The sequence below is a fragment of the Gilliamella sp. ESL0441 genome (assembly GCF_019469185.1).
Taxonomy (GTDB): Bacteria; Pseudomonadota; Gammaproteobacteria; order Enterobacterales; family Orbaceae; genus Gilliamella.
On the sequence record NZ_CP048264.1, the window covers coordinates 345,027 to 362,655 of the forward strand.

12 protein-coding genes are annotated in these 17,629 nt (G+C 33.0%); 7 read left to right on the forward strand and 5 right to left on the reverse strand.

The genetic code is table 11. The annotated features are described in order from the left end of the window. Positions 1-3: 3 nt before the first annotated feature. From folC to GYM75_RS01660, 6 genes are all read left to right on the forward strand, one after another. Positions 4-1,278 (forward strand): bifunctional tetrahydrofolate synthase/dihydrofolate synthase, encoded by a 1,275-nt coding sequence (gene folC, locus GYM75_RS01635; protein ID WP_220216443.1) that lies wholly within the window; start codon positions 4-6, stop codon positions 1,276-1,278. Positions 1,279-1,290: 12 nt separating this feature from the next. Beyond that, positions 1,291-1,881 carry an SPOR domain-containing protein gene (locus tag GYM75_RS01640; RefSeq protein WP_220216444.1) on the forward strand — a complete coding sequence of 197 codons (591 nt, stop codon included), beginning with the start codon at positions 1,291-1,293 and terminating at the stop codon, positions 1,879-1,881. Positions 1,882-2,005: 124 nt separating this feature from the next. Continuing rightward, entirely contained in the window at positions 2,006-2,491 is a 486-nt protein-coding gene (locus GYM75_RS01645) for a CvpA family protein (protein ID WP_363317421.1), read from the forward strand. A gap of 18 nt (positions 2,492-2,509) precedes the next feature. Next, positions 2,510-4,030, forward strand: a complete 1,521-nt coding sequence (gene purF, locus GYM75_RS01650; protein WP_220216446.1) for an amidophosphoribosyltransferase — start codon at positions 2,510-2,512, stop codon at positions 4,028-4,030. Positions 4,031-4,457: 427 nt separating this feature from the next. Next, positions 4,458-7,154 carry an inverse autotransporter beta domain-containing protein gene (locus GYM75_RS01655; protein WP_220216447.1) on the forward strand — a complete coding sequence of 899 codons (2,697 nt, stop codon included), beginning with the start codon at positions 4,458-4,460 and terminating at the stop codon, positions 7,152-7,154. 123 nt (positions 7,155-7,277) lie between these two features. Continuing rightward, positions 7,278-8,276 carry a hypothetical protein gene (locus GYM75_RS01660; RefSeq protein WP_220216448.1) on the forward strand — a complete coding sequence of 333 codons (999 nt, stop codon included), beginning with the start codon at positions 7,278-7,280 and terminating at the stop codon, positions 8,274-8,276. 413 nt (positions 8,277-8,689) lie between these two features. On the opposite strand, the gene GYM75_RS01665 is transcribed toward GYM75_RS01660, so the two are convergent. The 5 genes from GYM75_RS01665 to GYM75_RS01685 all read right to left on the reverse strand — a co-directional run bounded on the left by GYM75_RS01665 (position 8,690) and on the right by GYM75_RS01685 (position 14,637). After that, positions 8,690-10,228 carry an NADH-quinone oxidoreductase subunit N gene (locus GYM75_RS01665; RefSeq protein WP_220216449.1) on the reverse strand — a complete coding sequence of 513 codons (1,539 nt, stop codon included), beginning with the start codon at positions 10,226-10,228 and terminating at the stop codon, positions 8,690-8,692. 207 nt (positions 10,229-10,435) lie between these two features. Continuing rightward, on the reverse strand, positions 10,436-11,980 hold the full coding sequence (locus tag GYM75_RS01670) for a NuoM family protein (protein ID WP_220216450.1): 1,545 nt from the start codon (positions 11,978-11,980) through the stop codon (positions 10,436-10,438). Between the two features lie 17 nt (positions 11,981-11,997). Then, the gene (locus tag GYM75_RS01675) at positions 11,998-13,845 is read right to left on the reverse strand and encodes an NADH-quinone oxidoreductase subunit L (RefSeq protein ID WP_220216451.1); all 1,848 of its coding nucleotides are present in this window, start codon (positions 13,843-13,845) and stop codon (positions 11,998-12,000) included. Continuing rightward, positions 13,842-14,144: an NADH-quinone oxidoreductase subunit NuoK gene (nuoK, locus tag GYM75_RS01680; RefSeq protein ID WP_220216452.1), complete on the reverse strand. Its 303-nt coding sequence runs from the start codon at positions 14,142-14,144 to the stop codon at positions 13,842-13,844. Before nuoK ends, GYM75_RS01675 begins: the two co-directional genes overlap by 4 nt. A 1-nt stretch (position 14,145) precedes the next feature. Then, on the reverse strand, positions 14,146-14,637 hold the full coding sequence (locus GYM75_RS01685) for an NADH-quinone oxidoreductase subunit J (RefSeq protein WP_220216453.1): 492 nt from the start codon (positions 14,635-14,637) through the stop codon (positions 14,146-14,148). A gap of 346 nt (positions 14,638-14,983) precedes the next feature. Here GYM75_RS01685 and ppc point away from each other — a divergent pair, with 346 nt between their 5' ends. Next, a complete protein-coding gene (ppc, locus tag GYM75_RS01690; protein WP_220216454.1) occupies positions 14,984-17,629 on the forward strand; it encodes a phosphoenolpyruvate carboxylase in 2,646 nt (881 codons plus the stop codon).

Genomic DNA, 17,629 nt, shown 5'->3' on the forward strand with positions numbered 1-17,629 from the left:
TCTATGCAAAATGAAAAACTTAATGCCATGTCTGATTTAAAAGCATGGCTTTGTTATTTAGAGAAACTGCACCCCACAACGATTGATCTAGGTCTGGATCGAGTAAAAACCGTTGCCCAACGCTTAGATCTGTTACAGCCTGCACCTTATATTTTTACTGTAGCTGGAACCAATGGAAAAGGCACAACATGCCGAACTCTTGAAATGATGCTATTGGCAGCAAAATTAAGAGTTGGTGTTTATAGCTCACCTCATTTGATACGTTTTACTGAGCGAGTTCGAATAAATAACCAAGAATCAACCGAACAAGCAACGGTTAATGCTTTTGTAGAAATTGAAAATGTACGAGGTGATATTTCTCTAACTTATTTTGAGTATGCAACACTTGCTGCACTTTATCAATTTAAACAAGCAAAATTAGATGTCGTTATATTAGAAGTAGGATTAGGTGGAAGGCTAGATGCAACCAACATAGTGGATGCCGATATCGCCATAATCACCACCATAGACATAGACCACGTAGAGTATTTAGGTCATACTCGTGAAAGTATTGGTCAGGAAAAAGCGGGTATTTTTAAATCGAAAAGTATTGCCATTGTTGGTGAGCAAAATGTTCCAACATCAATTCCATTGGTTGCAAAATCTGTTAATTGTCCAATTTTCTCAGTAAATCATGATTGGTTTTATCATCAAATTGATAATGTTAAATGGTCTTTTCAGTCTTCTAGGGTACACTACGAAAATTTACCCATAGCGAATAATATACCATTAGCTAACGCAGCGACTGCAGTTGCTGCATTAAGTTACTCATCTTTAAACATTACTCAAGATGAAATTGCAAAGGGATTAATCCAATCAAGTTTGGTTGGTAGATTTCAAACTATTCAACAAAACCCACTCGTTATAGTTGATGTTGCTCATAATCCCCATGCTGCCACTTATCTAGTAAAACAACTTGATAAATTAAAAGCTCAACGATCAAAGATGGGTAACATTCGAATTGTGATTGGTATGCTTAAAGATAAAGATATCCAAGGTACTTTATCAATATTAAAAGGTGATGTTTGGTATTGTGCTTCACTTTATGGTGAACGAGGATGTCAAGCGGAAGTGCTTAAAGGATATTTGGAAGATAAAGGGGAAGGTATTATCTTTACATTTGATGATGTCTTAACCGCTTATCAAAAAGCAATGCAAGATGCAGAAGAAGATGATATTATCATAGTATGTGGTTCATTTCATACAGTTGCGGATGTTTTAGAACAATATGAATATTAAGTGAAATTAATCATGACAAAAGATAAAAACACTACTCCAAATAGTCAAAATAAAATTAGGAATCGGTTTGTGGGTTTTGCAACATTATTGCTTATACTAGCGCTGATTGCACCATGGATCATAACGGATAAATCAAATAATCAGACTTCAAGTTCCCCAATTTTGCAACCCGATATTGTTCAACAACAATTTCAATCGATCGAATCTACAACTGATGACAACCATGCTAATAGTGCCTATGGTGTAGATGATATTCCTTATATACCAGATAATGAGCAGGATTTAAATTCTTTAATTTCTCCTGATGTTGCTCAAAATGATATTAACGAAACAACACCAAGCGATAATGTTAAAGTAAGTGAACAAGAATCTAAACTTTATATGATTCAAATAGCGGCGTTAAAAAATAAAAAGAAAATAGAAGAGCTAGTGGCTTTGTTAAGATTAAATAATTACAACGTTAAAGTAATTCCTAAAAATCCAGAACCTAATCAATTAATCAAATTACAAGTAGGGCCATATGGTAAAAGAGAGCAAGCTGAGCAAGTAATCGATAATCTTAATAGTTTAACCAAACAAAAAAGTATAATTGTGGCTAATTAATAGATAAAATTAAAAAATAAACTAAGAGTATTAAAGTTTTATAATTGATTGTTTAACATAAAAATTTATTAATAAGCTATTTCAAATTAAACATCTTATAAAAATATAATTGTAGGTTATTATGATGAATTGGGTTGATTTTACGATTATTGGCGTCATAATTTTTTCAGCATTAATCAGCATTATTCGTGGATTTGTGCGTGAAGCATTATCGCTAATCAGTTGGGTACTTGCTTTTTTTATTGCAAGTCGATTTTATGTTTATATTACCGAGTATCTTACTTATTTCGATAGCGAATTAGTACGTACTTCCGTTGCGATTGCAATTCTATTTATTGCTACTTTACTTGTTTGTGCAGTCATATCTTATATTATTGGTGAATTAGTACAAAAAACAGGATTATCTGGAACAGATCGCGTATTGGGTATCTGTTTTGGCGTATTAAGAGGTATTTTGGTTGTCGCTGCGATACTGTTTTTTGTGGATACCTTCACACCATTATCGCAATCGAAATACTGGGAAGAATCACAGCTTATTCCCCATTTCCATTTTATAATTCGTTGGTTTTTTGAATTTATACAACAATCGTCTTCATTTTTAGTGCAGTAATTTTGAGGTAATCATTATATGTGTGGTGTTGTTGGTATTTTAGGATGTAGTACAGTAAATCAATCAATTTATGATGCATTAACCGTATTACAACATCGAGGACAAGATGCAGCAGGAATTGTGACTATAGATGAACAGAATCGCTTTCGTTTACGTAAAGCAAATGGTTTAGTTAAAGATGTTTTTCAGGAACATCATATGCAACGTTTACAAGGTAAATTAGGCATTGGTCATGTTCGTTATCCTACCGCAGGTAGCTCAAGTCCCTCTGAAGCTCAGCCATTTTATGTAAATTCTCCTTATGGTATCGCACTTGCACATAATGGCAACCTAACCAACACCGATGAATTAAGTAAAAAAGTTTTTGAACTTGCAAGACGACATATTAATACTAACTCTGATTCAGAAGTTCTTCTTAATATATTTGCCAGTGAATTAGACCAATTTCCAACTTATCCGCTTACGGCGGATAATATCTTTACCGCCATCGCTAATTTACACAAAATAATTAAAGGCGCATATGCTTGTGTCGCTATGATTATAGGACATGGGCTTGTTGCATTCCGTGACCCTTATGGTATTCGTCCTTTAGTAATAGGTAGACGAGTTCTTGATAATCAACAAATTGAATACATGGTTGCCTCAGAAAGTGTTGCATTAGATGTGCTTGATTTTGAATTTGTTCGAGATGTCGCACCGGGGGAGGCCATTTACATTACCCAAGATGGACAATTTTATTCACAGCAATGTTCCGATAATCCTCAGTATTATCCGTGCATATTTGAATATGTTTATTTCGCAAGACCTGATTCATTAATGAATGGCGTATCGGTTTATCAATCGCGTATTTTAATGGGACAAAAATTAGGTAATAAAATAGCGAGAGAATGGAAAGATGTCGATATTGATGTTGTTATTCCAATCCCTGAAACATCATGTGATGCCGCACTTGAAATTGCCCGAATCCTAAATAAACCCTATCGACAAGGATTTGTAAAAAATCGCTATGTTGGTCGAACATTCATTATGCCTGGTCAAGCTACTCGCAAACTTTCTGTAAGACGTAAACTTAATGCAAATCGTATAGAATTTGAAGGTAAAAATGTTCTTTTAGTTGATGATTCAATTGTTCGTGGAACAACGTCTGAAAAAATTTTAGAAATGGTACGTTCAGTAGGTGCGAAGAAAGTCTATTTAGCTTCGGCAGCTCCTGAAATTAGACATCCAAATGTGTACGGTATCGATATGGCTGTTGCAAGTGAACTCATTGCATTTAACCGAACGGTTGAAGAAATAGCTAAAGAAATTGGAGCAGATAAGCTAATTTTTCAAGATCTTACCGATTTGATTGACTCAATTCGAGAAGAAAATCCAGATATTCATCATTTTGAATGTTCTGTTTTTGATGGTAAATATATTACTGAAGATGTAGATGATAATTATTTATCATTACTCGAACTAAAAAGAAATAGTAATACTCTTGGCCTTTTTATAAATAAAGAATCAGAAAATTTAGAAATTTATAATGAAGATCAATAAGTGCTTATTATTGTAAAAATGACAAATTTATCAAAAATCAAAAAATATATAGAAATCCCTATCTTTTTAATAATTAAAATCAATCTAATGAGTTTTATTTAGCTCATTAGAAAAATAAAAAATCATAAAAAACATCTGCATAAAAAAATAAGTATTTTTTTCTTCGGTTAAAAAAAATCATTTTTATTCATTTTCTACAGAAATCCACTCTAATTCTTTACAAAAATATTTAAATAAATTTTTGTAAAATGACCTCTTTGTAATATAATTTTTATGAAAGTAAATTTTGTAAAGATTTTTAAAGATTGAGAGGATCGCATAATCTTTAAAATGTTTTAAAACGCAATTTTCTTTTCTAATCTAATAGCTAAATAACAGTTTTTTGATAATCATTTATCAATTTTTGGAAATATAAGGAACGATTAAGATGAAAACAAATCTTAATTTAAAAGTTATCTCTGCATTAGTATTAATTGCATTAAATTGCCAAACAGCCATAGCTTTGGATGCAAATAATACTTTGTCTTCAGATGCAGTTGATAGTAATAAAATCATCGAACTTAAAAATGGATCAAAAGTTCGTGAGATGATAAATAACAAAAAGGCAAGTCTCTATCAAATTGCATTAAGAAGTGGAATTACAATTGACCAATTACGTGAAATGAATGCTGGTCGTTTTGATAAAAGAGATTCTGTCGAAGAAGGTGAACTTTTAGTTCTTCCCGAAAACTCACCATTATTACCATCTAAACATTTATCAGAGCCAGAAAAGCAAGAGAAGCAAGATAAGTATGCTTTACCAAATTTAGGGTCAGATGAAAAATACGATGTTAAAGCAGATAAAGAAAAATTAGATACTTATGTTGCTGAAACATTACAAACATTAGCAACACAAGATTGGGAACAATTATTATCTTCTGAAAATGGTGGTTTATCTGGTCATTTAAGGAATAAAGGTCGGACTTACGCAGAAGACTATGTACGTAGTAATGTAAGAAATCATGTTGTTGATCCTTTACGTAATGCAGCTCAAGATTTTTTAGGACGATTTGGTACAGCACAATTATCATTTGATGTGAGTGACAAAGGTAACTTTAATAATCTCAGTCTCAAATTATTTAGTCCATTGTATGACACTGATAATATGTTGATATTTAGTCAAATTTCATTTCAAGAGTATGAACATAACCGTCGGATAGGAAACTTTGGTATAGGACAACGTTGGGATGTAGCGGATAAAAAATGGTTACTTGGTTACAACGTTTTTTTAGACCATGATTTTCAACGGGCTCATAATCGCTTAGGTATCGGTGCAGAAGCATGGACAGATTATATGAAGCTGGCTGCTAACTATTATCACCCGTTATCAAGCTGGAAACAGTCACGTGATTTTGATGAATATTTAGAGCGTGCGGCTAAAGGTTTTGATATACGTCTACAAGGATACTTACCTCAATACCCTCATCTAGGTGGTTCGCTAATGTATGAACAATACTTTGGTGATAAAGTTGCCCTATTTGGAAAAGACAATCTCCAAAAAAATCCAAGAGCAATTACCGCAGGTCTAGATTATACCCCAGTTCCACTCTTTACATTGAAAGCAGAACATAAAAGAGGACAAAATAACAAAAAAGCAACCTCTGCATCATTAACAATGAACTATCGTTTAGGGGTGCCTCTAAAAGATCAGTTAGATCCAGATATGGTTCAAAAAGCACGATCGCTAGCTGGAAGTCGTTATGATCTGGTTGATCGTAATAATTATATTGTTCTTGAATATAAAGAGAAAAAACTCAGTGTCGATTTAGGACTTGAAGCCCTCCAATTGGTCGAAGGTCAGACATATGATGTCAATATTGCTGTATATAATGCCAAAAGTCTAAGTTCTCTAAAATGGACGGGCGATATGTATCAAATAGATGCAGGAGGCGGTTTCTTCTGTAATACAACAGGTATTTGTACTTCATCATCATGGGCCACTCCTACAACAGACACTCAAAATTGGAAAATAATGGCACCTACTTATGTTGATGAAAACGGCTTACGTCGTCCACATAGCACTGATGGCAAATATACGTTAGCCGTAACAGTGACAGATAAAAAAGGTCGTACAGCAACATCAAATCCTGTAACTTTTGAAATTTTGCCAAACCCAGCAATGCGAAAAATTGGTCTCTGGGCTGTTGATAGAAGTGGTAATCGTACAACAATGGCTTCTAATTTAGCTGATGGAAACACTGCGGTAACGCTAATGGCAAGTTTGGTAAAACCGAAAGTATCTAATGGCACAATAATTACGGCAGCAGATGTTGATGGATTTAGTGATGAGCAACTAATGAAGCGAATTCCTGACTCGTTCGATTCTGTTCTTAAAGGATGGACAGCTGTTAGCAACGGCAAAAAAATTCCATTAATTGATGGAACTTCTGGCAATGTAAATGCATGTCCAAAACAAGAGCCGTGTGTCATTGTTAAATCATTTGAAAAAATCAAAATGGGTCAAAAAGTATCTCAGAAAGCGGCTACAGCTGCTGGTGTTGAAGTTATTGGAGACAGTTATGCAATAGATGTCGCTTCCAACATACAAGGAATTATTGAATTTTCAACTTCAATTGAGCAATTTGGTTCGTCATTTAACAAAGTATCTGTCGATTTTACTGGTGGTCAAGCGGGACTAATCAAGGTTTATCGTAGCGATGGTGTATTAGTCGCTAGCCAAGTAGGACGCTCCCTTGAATTTGATCCTAATGGTTCTAAAGAGTGGAAAGTCGATAATGAATATTATGTCAAAGTCTATGCAGCTGATGGAATAACAGAAATTAACAATCCGTTTGTTATTTGGTCACTTGTTGATTCCAACAGTGCAGCATGTCCAGGAAAAGCATCAACAGCAGCATTACCTGATGTTAGGGTAAATCCAAATGGGCCTTGGTTTAATGTCGGTATGGGAATTAATGCTCGCTATAAAATCAGAAGTTTAAAAACGAATAGTTTTGCTAGTAGTGGCACTAGTATGCAAGCAACTGCAGATGCACCAAAAGATTTAAATTTCAGTCCTTTAAATGCATCTCCAATTGCATGTGCAGGTGATCAAGGGTTTAGATTACAAGTATTTGTTCAATAACATTCATGAACAATAAAAGCGTAATTAGATTACCAAGGAGTTCAGGTAATCTAAAAATAATCAATGTATCAGTGTATTAATTAATAGTACATTTGATGTTACAAATAAAAATAGGAACTAAACATGAAAAAATTAATTATTAAGAATATCGCATTAGGTATGTTCTTAGCCGGTTTTACTGTCAGTAATGCTTTTGCATTAGACGCAAAAACTACTAAGCCAATTGAAGGTAATCCACCGTTAATTAAAGGTACTTCTGCTAATGCAAAAGATCATTCTTTGACGCTAACTGTTGAAGATTCAGCGGGTAATACAATTGGTCAAACACAAGCTAAAGTCGGTAACTATATTAAAATTAAGTATAACCTACAAGATACTGATGGCGATGAAGATAAAGGTTCTGTTAAAACGACTTTAAAAGTTTTTTATCTTCTAGGTAATACTTGGAAAGAAGCAAATATGAGCACATTAGAACTTTCAGGCACAAATAATGCTTCTGAAAACGAAATTAAATTTAAGATTACAGATGAGTTTGCTGGGGCAACTAAAATTGGTTTCAAAATTTTAGAAAGGACTGAATTTGGTTTACCTTATGCTAACCAATGGTTAAGAGTATCTGATATTTGGAGTAACAAAGCACCTGGTACAGTTAATGGAATTGATGAAAATGGGAATCTTACCGGTGGTCCAATTCCAAGTGATCTAGATGGTAAAGATGAAGGTCCAGGTGATGTTGACAATCCAAATTTAAATGGATTTGGTCCAATTGCATCAGATGAAATGAAAGTTTATATTCTCGCAGCTGATTCAAATGATAACTACAGCATAGCTTCGAGTACTTTAGTTCCTAAACAAGGCGGTAAATATAAAGCAGTTGTATGGTTAGATAAAAATGGAAATGGTGTATTAGATGCTAATGATGTTGATTTAAGTGCGAATTATAACTTTAAATGGTCATTAGATGGAAATTACGAAAGTGTACCAGCGTCAGCCGATGTAATTGCAAGTACACAAGTGATTACTTTAGGTCAACTTAATAGTGATAGCATGTATGCAAGTGGTAACTATAAAGCTGGTGCTCAAGGTTATAATCTTAAAGTTACGGCAGAAATTAAACCATAATTATTTAAACGTTAAATTGAAAACCACTCGAGAGAGTGGTTTTTTTTGCTTCAAGCTATAGTTAAAATATCGATTAAATAGATAGAAACATTATTTGATGAAACGATATGATTTATCTGAATTATCGCTATCGATTTCTTAAACTATCACTAATATGATTCAAGTATGGGATTGTTATTTGGCTTTCAGTTAAAAAAAGAATTTACAGCTGACTTAAAATAGTTATTCGATAGGAGCTAACCAATTTTTGATGTATGTTTTAAGTTAACTTATTCATCATTTTTGAAAAAAAATTGATTTAATAAGTTAACCCTTTAGTTTAGATAAAGCATTTTTAGATTGTCATTTGTACTAAATATATTTATTGGTACAGACACCTATATTTTATGTTTATAAATAAGTAGAAGTTTTTCTTAAGTAGACAAGTACTGAGCCATGGTGACTAAATTAAATATCCATTTCGGATAAACACCACAAATTATTATCAGTAATGCTGATATTGCAATAAGAACTTCACTCAATCGAAAATCTTGCCATTTAATATTCATGAGGGGATTATTTACAAGCTGATCATCACGACAATTTGGTCTTAAATAAAGGTTGATAACTAAGCGAGCATAAAAATAAAGTCCCAGTGCGCTACCAATAACGACAGCTGCCATTAACCACCATAATTCGGCTGTCACCCCTAATAAAATTAATAAAAATCTACCAATAAAACCGACTGTTAACGGCATACCAGCTAAGGATAATAAACCCACTCCCATAGCTGAGGCAAGAATTGGACGTCTCCAAAATAATCCGGATAAATCGATTTCATTCTCATGATCGCGTAATTCATTCGAATGTGATTCTAAACTTATTACACCTAAAACTGTAATATTGGCAAGGGTATAACCAATTAGATATACTCCAATGGTTTCCAATGCTAATACTTGATATTGCACCGCAATTAAAGCAATGAATAAATAACCAAAATGGGCAATAGAGGAATAAGCTAATAGCCTTTTTAAACTACTTTGTATGAATGCAAATAAATTCCCCCATAAAATTGAAAAGAATGCCATGAACACTAAAATAATACGTATGGTTTCGTTGTTTACAATCGGGGCTAATAAAAACAATCTAGCAATAGCACAAAAGATAGCAACCTTACCAACGGTTGATAATAATAAGGCAACAATCGTTGGTGAACCTTGATAGACATCCGGTAGCCAAAGTTGAAAAGGCACGAGAGATAGTTTAAAACCGATACCCACTAACATTAAACAGACACCCATTAATAACAATGGACTTTGAGATGTCATTGTTGATAATTGATAACTTAAACCACTAAAGGTTAATTCACCAGATGCGGCATAATAAAATGCTATGCCCATAAGCAAGAATGCACTAGCAATAGTAGATAAAATCATATATTTTACGGCGGCTTCTAGTGAATGAGTTTGAATATATTGGTAACCAATGAGTCCTATAAAAGGAATGGAGAGTAATTCAACGCCAATAAAAAAAGCCATTAAATGGCTAGCATACATTAACGTTACACCGCCTAACGCCATAAAAACTAATATTAAATAAAACAGGCCTTGTGAAGTTTGTTCTTGTTTAAACCAACGAAATGCTAAGCAGCTTACGATAATTGATATCATTAAAATTAAACTACTATAAAGTAAACCATATCCATCACATGTAAAAAGTGTGGTGATTTCTTGTGACACCCAATCAGTATTATCTTCGTTTAGTTTCAGGCGTGAAGAATGTTTAGGCGCCTTTACAACATGTTTATGCTCAGTTGAATTGTTTTCTAACGTTATGTTATCGTTAGTAATTTTACTTTCTGTCGTATTGTTATCTGATGCCGTAGGGGCTGTAGGTGGAGTTTCAATAGCAAGTATTTTTTCTTTAGAAAAATTTGAAAATGTTGGAAGAGTTAAAGAAAAAGATAGTTGCATATTATCACTACTGATATCAGTAATGTTTTTATTATTGATAGAAATTTTATATCCAATTATCGCTGCGCTGAATAAAGCTAAGCTTAACCCGCTTATAGTTAAAATTGCACATTTTTTTGTTTCAATTTTTAAAAAAAATATTGAAAACAACAAGATAATTATTGTAACGCTCAATATGAAAATAGGCGATAAAGCAATCATAACTTATTATTCTCCTACTCGTTCCGTAGTGATATATTGTTGTATTTGGTTAACAACAGAATAAGACATATCTAAAATCAATTGAGGATATAGACCGATAAGAATAAGTACAGCTGATAAACTGCTTAATAATAATAAATCTTTTTTACTTAGTTGATTTTTTGGTGCAGTCTCTTCATCTGGAACACTAAAAAATATAGGTTGCATACGTATAATAAATGATATAGATAGCAATAATAATCCAATAGCTAATAAGATTGTATAATAAGAATAAGAACCAAAACTACCAAGTAACATAAGATAATTACCAATAAAATTTGCTGTACCAGGAATACCTAAAACAGCCAATATAAAAAATAATGTAAAAGTTGAAAGATAACTAACTTGGTGCTTAACACCCGAAAATTGATTAATATTTCGAGTTGAATAACATTCAACTAACAGGCCACTAATAATAAACATGCCTACAATAGCGAAATTGATAGCAATCATCTGTATGATGACACCTTGATAGGCAATAATTGAACCACTATAGATAATAGCTGTAAGAAAAGACATAAGTGCAATGTGGATATAGGCAATCAATTTTTTTATGTCAGTTTGTGTAAATGCAACTAAAGCGGAATAAAAAATTGAAAATAAGGCAAGTGCCAAAATATAAGGTACGATCATCAGCGTTGCGTTTGGAAATAGTGGAATTACAAAACGCAGTATTCCGAAAATTGTGGTACTAAGTAATAAGCCACTTATCATCATCGAACCTGTAGTTGATGATTCTATATGAGCTTCGATAAACCAATTATGAAATGGGACAAAAGGGACTCGAACAATAAAGGCAGCCATAAAGCCAAGCATCAACCAAAATTCAGTATTGCTCGAAATGGGAGTTTTCGTTAGAACTCGGTAATCAAATGTCCAATGACCTGTTAAATTCCAATTAATCAACACCAGTGACACGATAGAGATTAACATCAATAAACTACTAACTTGAGTATAAATTAAAAATTTACTTGCGCCATTGAAACGTAATAATGAGTTTGAATCCCGTCTTCCCCATAATGAAATTAAAAAATAAACTGGTATGGTAGCGGCTTCCCAAAAAAAGAATAGTAAAAATAGATCTGTTACGGTAAATAATAATATAACGGCCGAAGTCATTAATAAAATACTAAAATAAAACAGGCCAGGGTTATTAATATTTTCTTTACTTGAGTAGATAATAGTGATCAATACAATCAATAAGGATGAAGAAATCACAATTATAGATAAGCTATCTAAACATAAATGGAAACGAATCCCTAATAAAGATATCCATTCAAAATTGACTTCTTCTGCCCAGTTTTCTCCCTGTTCAATAGTCGCTGCGGCATTTAACCATAAATTGATTATTAATATCAGCGTGATAGAAATTGTAATTAACGCTATAATAAATGATAGGTTATTCCATCTAGGCTGTGTATCACTGGATGCCACTTTGCGGTGTATAAAAATCGGACATAACCAACCAATAAATCCGCCTAATACTGGTAAGAAAACAAGCCATAATAACATGAATGATTACACCCCTATCAAATAAAAATTAGTAACATCAAAATAAAGATACAACCCATCACAATTGAAACAATATACCATCTGAGATGTCCATTTTCTAAACCAACAACATGCGAGCTTGTCTTTTTTATGCTCGTCATTATCCAATTATCCCATATGCCTAATGGATCTTTTTTTAACTTATTGGCTAACATCATATAATGTTTAACAAGTAACAGATTGATAAGATAATCAAAACGCCAATTAGCTGTGCAAAAACGGATGAAAGATTTTACCAAAGGAGTGTTAAATACTTCTTTCACTTCGCTGTTTGGATGTGCATATAAGGTATAAGCAATGATGAAGCTCAACACAACAATACCGGTCAACAGAAACAGGAAAGATAAATTCCCTTGATGATCTAATTCACTCGTTGAAATAATACCTTTGATTGGTAATGGGAAATGCGTAAAAAGTGCTGTAGTAAAGATCAACAGTATCAATATAGGAAGATAACTCATTAAGTTGGTTTTAGCAAAATCGTGTATTTTCAATTTATGATAAAACACTTTAAGGATTAAGCGCCAAATACTCAAGCTAGCAAATAATATTCCTAATAAGCCAATAGTGCCCGAAACTAAACTATTTTGCAAGATTAAGCTCCAAATGATATCGCCTTTTATATAAAATGCGGCAGAAATCCAAGGTAAAGCACTAACTGATAACATGATGAATAAAAAGATTACCAATAACAATGGAAATTCTTTAGTTAATCCACCTAATTTACTTATATCACGCTCTCCATGACATTTTTGAATGAGTATTGCTGAAGCAAATATTAGTAACACACTGGTAATGGCATAATTGATTAAACAATTTAGCGATAACGTCCAATTTTGTGTAGAAAATGCAAAAAAGATATAACTAATTTGAGCTAAATTGATAAAGGTTACAATTCGTTTAATATCATATTGTACTAACGCAATTGTACTTGAAAATATTATCGATAATGATGAAATTATGGTCATAATGTAAAGTACATCGCTTGACATCATAAACAGATTACTCAGTCTTAAAATCAAATACACGCCCGCTAAAATTACTGTCGAAGATTGCATTAATGCTACGGCAGGCATAGAAGCTAACGTTGATTCATTAAACCATGATTGCATTGGAAAAAGTGCTGATTTACTAATTGCACCTAAGAACAACAATAACGTGATCCAAAAAATGATGTCAGAATCTACCGCTAAATTATCATGTGCGGTGCTTAAGATATCTTGAATATTTAATGTTTCGAGTGTTTGAAAAATTAAAAATATTGCGATAATGAAGAAAAGATCAGTTAAGTGCATCATAAAAAAAGTTTTTACTGCAGAATAACTATTACGCATTTGTTTGTGGTAAATACCAATAAGTAAGTAAATACTGAGGCTAACACCTTCCCATCCGATTAACATAACGAGTAAATTATCAACTAGAATGATGGTTAACATACTTGCTATTAATAAATTACTATAGGCGTAAAAGGTATAGATATCTTTTTGTGATGTTAAATAAAATGCAGCAAAAAAATAAACAAGAATTCCTATAAAAGCAATCAAAACAAGAAAAATTAGCGATAATCCATCTAAGGTTAAAGTGATCGGAACATTAAAATCGCCAATAGAAAACCAGTTCCATAGTGTTTTACTATAAATCAATGACATATCCGGTACTGAGTTAGTGATAAAGTCAATACAAGAAAATGTGGAAATTAATACGACAATTAGCATTGTACTAATACCGATAATGGTTATGTTAATTGAACGTATTTGTCTTCCCAAACTAACTAAAGCTAAAAAAGAAAGCAAGGGAATAATGATAGTTAAATAAAGTAAATTCATCCTTTCATTTCGCTTAATGAGTCAATATTGATAATTTTTCGTTTAAAAATTAATTTCTTCAGAAGTGCAAGTCCAACACAAACTTGAGCAAGCGTTGTAATAATAGCTAAAATAGCCAGAATCTGCCCATCTACTTGTTGCCAATAATTACTTGCAGCAATTAAGGCGATGATAATTCCGTTATTCATAACAATTAGACTAAGTAACAAGAAATAAAGATTACGGCGAATCATAACGCCAAATAAACCTATTACAAATAAAACACAAGCTAAAATCAAACATTGAAATAGCGGAATCATATTAAATCTCCGATAACAGTCTTTGCCTGAAATGATAAGCAATGACTGCGGCTCCTAATAATAAAAACGATGCTAATTCTGCCATTAAAATATAGACATATACTGATATTTCATGACTTAAATTATGTGAATCTTTCAGTAGTTGACTATCAGTTTTTACCACTCCGTAAATAAGAATGACTAATAAAATAAAAGCAAATATTAGTGGCATTAACCATATTTTAGGGCTTATTCCATACTTAGCTTTTTCTACATTATCTCGCTGAATTTGAAATATATTTGCAGCAATTAAAAAAAGCGTAACAGTTCCTCCAATAAATAAAAGGATATATAAAACAGCGGATAAATAACTATCAAGTATAATTAATATCAAAGCAGAAGCAAAAAGCGAAATAATAAGGTATAAAATAGCCTTATTAACCTGTAAGCAACTAATTACTTTTATGCTTGCAACAATAGCAATAATCGACGTGATATAAAATACAACGATCATTAAATAACCCAATACTCATTGTGAATGGTATTAGTATATACCCAAATTAATTTAAGATACAGGCTTACAGATAATCTATTCATTGAAAAACAGATATTTAAATATTCAGCTTTAGTATTTTTATCAAATAGGGCAATTATTTTAATTTTTATAACGTTGTATCCTCAATATAATTAAAACAATAAAAAAAATAAAAACCATAAAATTTTATTATTTAAAATCAAATTAGCATTGTTATAAAGTATATAACTTAAGCAAATAAACAGACATTTATATCGTCGATCTGTGCAATTGCAAACATAGATTAAAGTCGGTTATGTATAATATTAACTAAAATGAGATTAAAATGAATAGTCAATACTCCTCAATGCGAAGTAATGTCAATATGTTAGGTACGTTGCTCGGTGATGCAATAAAACGAGCAACAGGTAATGATACTTTCGAGTTAGTTGAGAAAATAAGACAACTCTCAAAATCTGCACAGCAAGGTAATAAACAATCTCATACTGAATTACTTGAGTTAATCGAAAATCTTAATGATGAAGATTTATTACATGTAGCTAGAGCATTTAATCAGTTTCTAAATTTAGTTAATACGGCTGCTGAATATTATGGCATTTCACCTCATGGGGAAGCAGCTAGCAGCCCTAAAAAAATGACGGAATTATTCAGTACGCTAAAACAGCTTAATTTTTCCAACCAGACAATCACTCAAGCTATTAAAGAATTATCTATAGAATTAGTATTAACCGCTCATCCAACAGAAATTAATCGTCGAACGATGATTAATACATACACAGCTATAAATAGTTGTCTATCCCAACTGGATCATAATGACTTAGCTGATTATGAAATAGAGCGAATTATGCGACGATTAAAACAGTTAGTTTGTCAAGCATGGTATACCGATGAAATCAGAAAAAAACGCCCCACACCACTTGATGAAGCTAAGTGGGGATTTTCTGTGATTGAAGATAGTCTATGGGAAGGTGTCCCCTTATTTTTACGTGAACTTAACGATCAACTGGTGGATGCGTTTAGTGAACAATTAGCTGTCGAAAATGTGCCTGTTAAGTTTACTTCATGGATGGGAGGAGATCGTGATGGTAATCCAAATGTAACAGCTAAAGTTACTGAAAAAGTGATGTTACAGGCACGATTAAAAGCGATTGAATTATTTTTAGCTGATATTCAAATTTTGGTGCGTGAATTATCAATGACAGAATGTAGTCAATCCGTTATTGATTTGCTTGATGAAACAAATAAAACCGCATCAGAACCATATCGTGCAGTCATGAAGCAGTTACGCGCTCGTTTAGTTAAAACTCAAAGTTATATTGTTTCGTTACTTAATAATGAACAAGTATTAGCTCCTTCAGATATTCTGATAAAAAATGAACAACTTTGGAATCCACTTTATACTTGCTATCAATCTTTAATTGATCATGGCATGTCTACCATAGCACATGGTCCATTAATAGATACTCTACGGCGCATAAAAAGCTTTGGCTTACAATTAGTAAGATTAGATATTCGTCAAGATAGCTCTGTTCATACTGAAGCGCTAGATGCATTAACTAAAGAGCTCAATTTAGGTCATTATGCTCAATGGTCTGAAGAACAAAAACAAACATTTTTATTAACAGAACTACAATCTAAACGCCCTTTGTTACCCTACAATTGGCAACCAAATGAAATCGTTACTGAAGTGTTAGATACTTGCCGTGTTATCAAGAAAGCAGGTGAAGAATCCATTGCATCTTATGTCATTTCAATGGCAAAGGCACCTTCTGATATTTTGGCTGTTTATCTATTGTTAAAAATTGTTGATTGCCATAAATGTGTTCCGATTGTACCGCTATTTGAAACGTTAGATGATTTAAATAATGCGAAATCAGTTATGCAAAAATTACTAGATATTCCTTGGTATCGAGAAAAGATTCAAGGTAAACAAATGGTAATGATTGGTTATTCTGATTCGGCTAAAGATGCGGGCACGCTTGCTGCATCTTGGGCACAATACCGCTCTCAAGAAGAATTAGTGGCATTATTTGAAAAATATAATATTAATTTAATACTCTTTCATGGTCGTGGTGGTTCTATTGGACGGGGCGGAGCCCCGGCTCATGCTGCATTACTTTCACAACCACCCGGCTCGTTAAAGGGCGGTCTTCGTGTCACTGAACAAGGTGAAATGATCCGCTTTAAACTGGGATTACCGGAAGTTGCATTAAGTAGCTTAATGCTTTATGCATCAGCAATATTGCAAGCTAATTTGCTACCACCTCCAGAACCAAAGCAGGCATGGCGCGATATAATGGATGAAATGTCAGATATATCTTGTCGTTGCTACCGGCGTTATGTACGTGAACGGGCTGAATTTGTAGATTATTTTAGAATGGTGACGCCAGAAGCTGAACTTGGCAGATTACCGCTTGGTTCTCGACCTCAAAAACGCAAAACAGGGGGGGGTATTGAAAGTTTAAGAGCAATTCCATGGATCTTCGCTTGGACACAAAATCGTTTAATGGTGCCCTCTTGGTTAGGTGCGGGTAGTGCACTAAAAAAAGTAATTGAAGAAGGTAAAAAAGATTTACTTAGAGAGATGTATCATCATTGGCCTTTTTTTAATGCCCGTCTTGGTATGTTAGAAATGGTCTATGCTAAAGCTGCACCCAATATCCATCAGTACTATGAATACAGATTAGTTGATTCTGCAATGTGGTCCTTAGGAGAAGAGTTACGTAATTTATTAGCTGAAGATATTAATACAGTATTAACAATTACTGATGATGATAGCTTAATGGCTGATTTGCCATGGATTGCTCAATCGGTAGCTTTGCGTAATGTCTATATTGAACCGTTGAACTTATTACAAGCTGAACTATTAAGTCGTTCTCGTCAACGTAATGAAGATGATAATGGTATTGTAGAACAAGGATTGATGATTACGATATCAGGGATTGCTGCAGGGATGCGTAATTCAGGTTAG

Coding starts and splice junctions, on each gene's coding strand:
- folC (WP_220216443.1), top strand. CDS start 4: ATGCAAAATGAAAAACTTAATGCCATGTCTGATTTAAAAGCATGGCTT.
- GYM75_RS01640 (WP_220216444.1), top strand. CDS start 1,291: ATGACAAAAGATAAAAACACTACTCCAAATAGTCAAAATAAAATTAGG.
- GYM75_RS01645 (WP_363317421.1), top strand. CDS start 2,006: ATGAATTGGGTTGATTTTACGATTATTGGCGTCATAATTTTTTCAGCA.
- purF (WP_220216446.1), top strand. CDS start 2,510: ATGTGTGGTGTTGTTGGTATTTTAGGATGTAGTACAGTAAATCAATCA.
- GYM75_RS01655 (WP_220216447.1), top strand. CDS start 4,458: ATGAAAACAAATCTTAATTTAAAAGTTATCTCTGCATTAGTATTAATT.
- GYM75_RS01660 (WP_220216448.1), top strand. CDS start 7,278: ATGAAAAAATTAATTATTAAGAATATCGCATTAGGTATGTTCTTAGCC.
- GYM75_RS01665 (WP_220216449.1), bottom strand. CDS start 10,228: ATGCAACTATCTTTTTCTTTAACTCTTCCAACATTTTCAAATTTTTCT.
- GYM75_RS01670 (WP_220216450.1), bottom strand. CDS start 11,980: ATGTTATTATGGCTTGTTTTCTTACCAGTATTAGGCGGATTTATTGGT.
- GYM75_RS01675 (WP_220216451.1), bottom strand. CDS start 13,845: ATGAATTTACTTTATTTAACTATCATTATTCCCTTGCTTTCTTTTTTA.
- nuoK (WP_220216452.1), bottom strand. CDS start 14,144: ATGATTCCGCTATTTCAATGTTTGATTTTAGCTTGTGTTTTATTTGTA.
- GYM75_RS01685 (WP_220216453.1), bottom strand. CDS start 14,637: ATGATCGTTGTATTTTATATCACGTCGATTATTGCTATTGTTGCAAGC.
- ppc (WP_220216454.1), top strand. CDS start 14,984: ATGAATAGTCAATACTCCTCAATGCGAAGTAATGTCAATATGTTAGGT.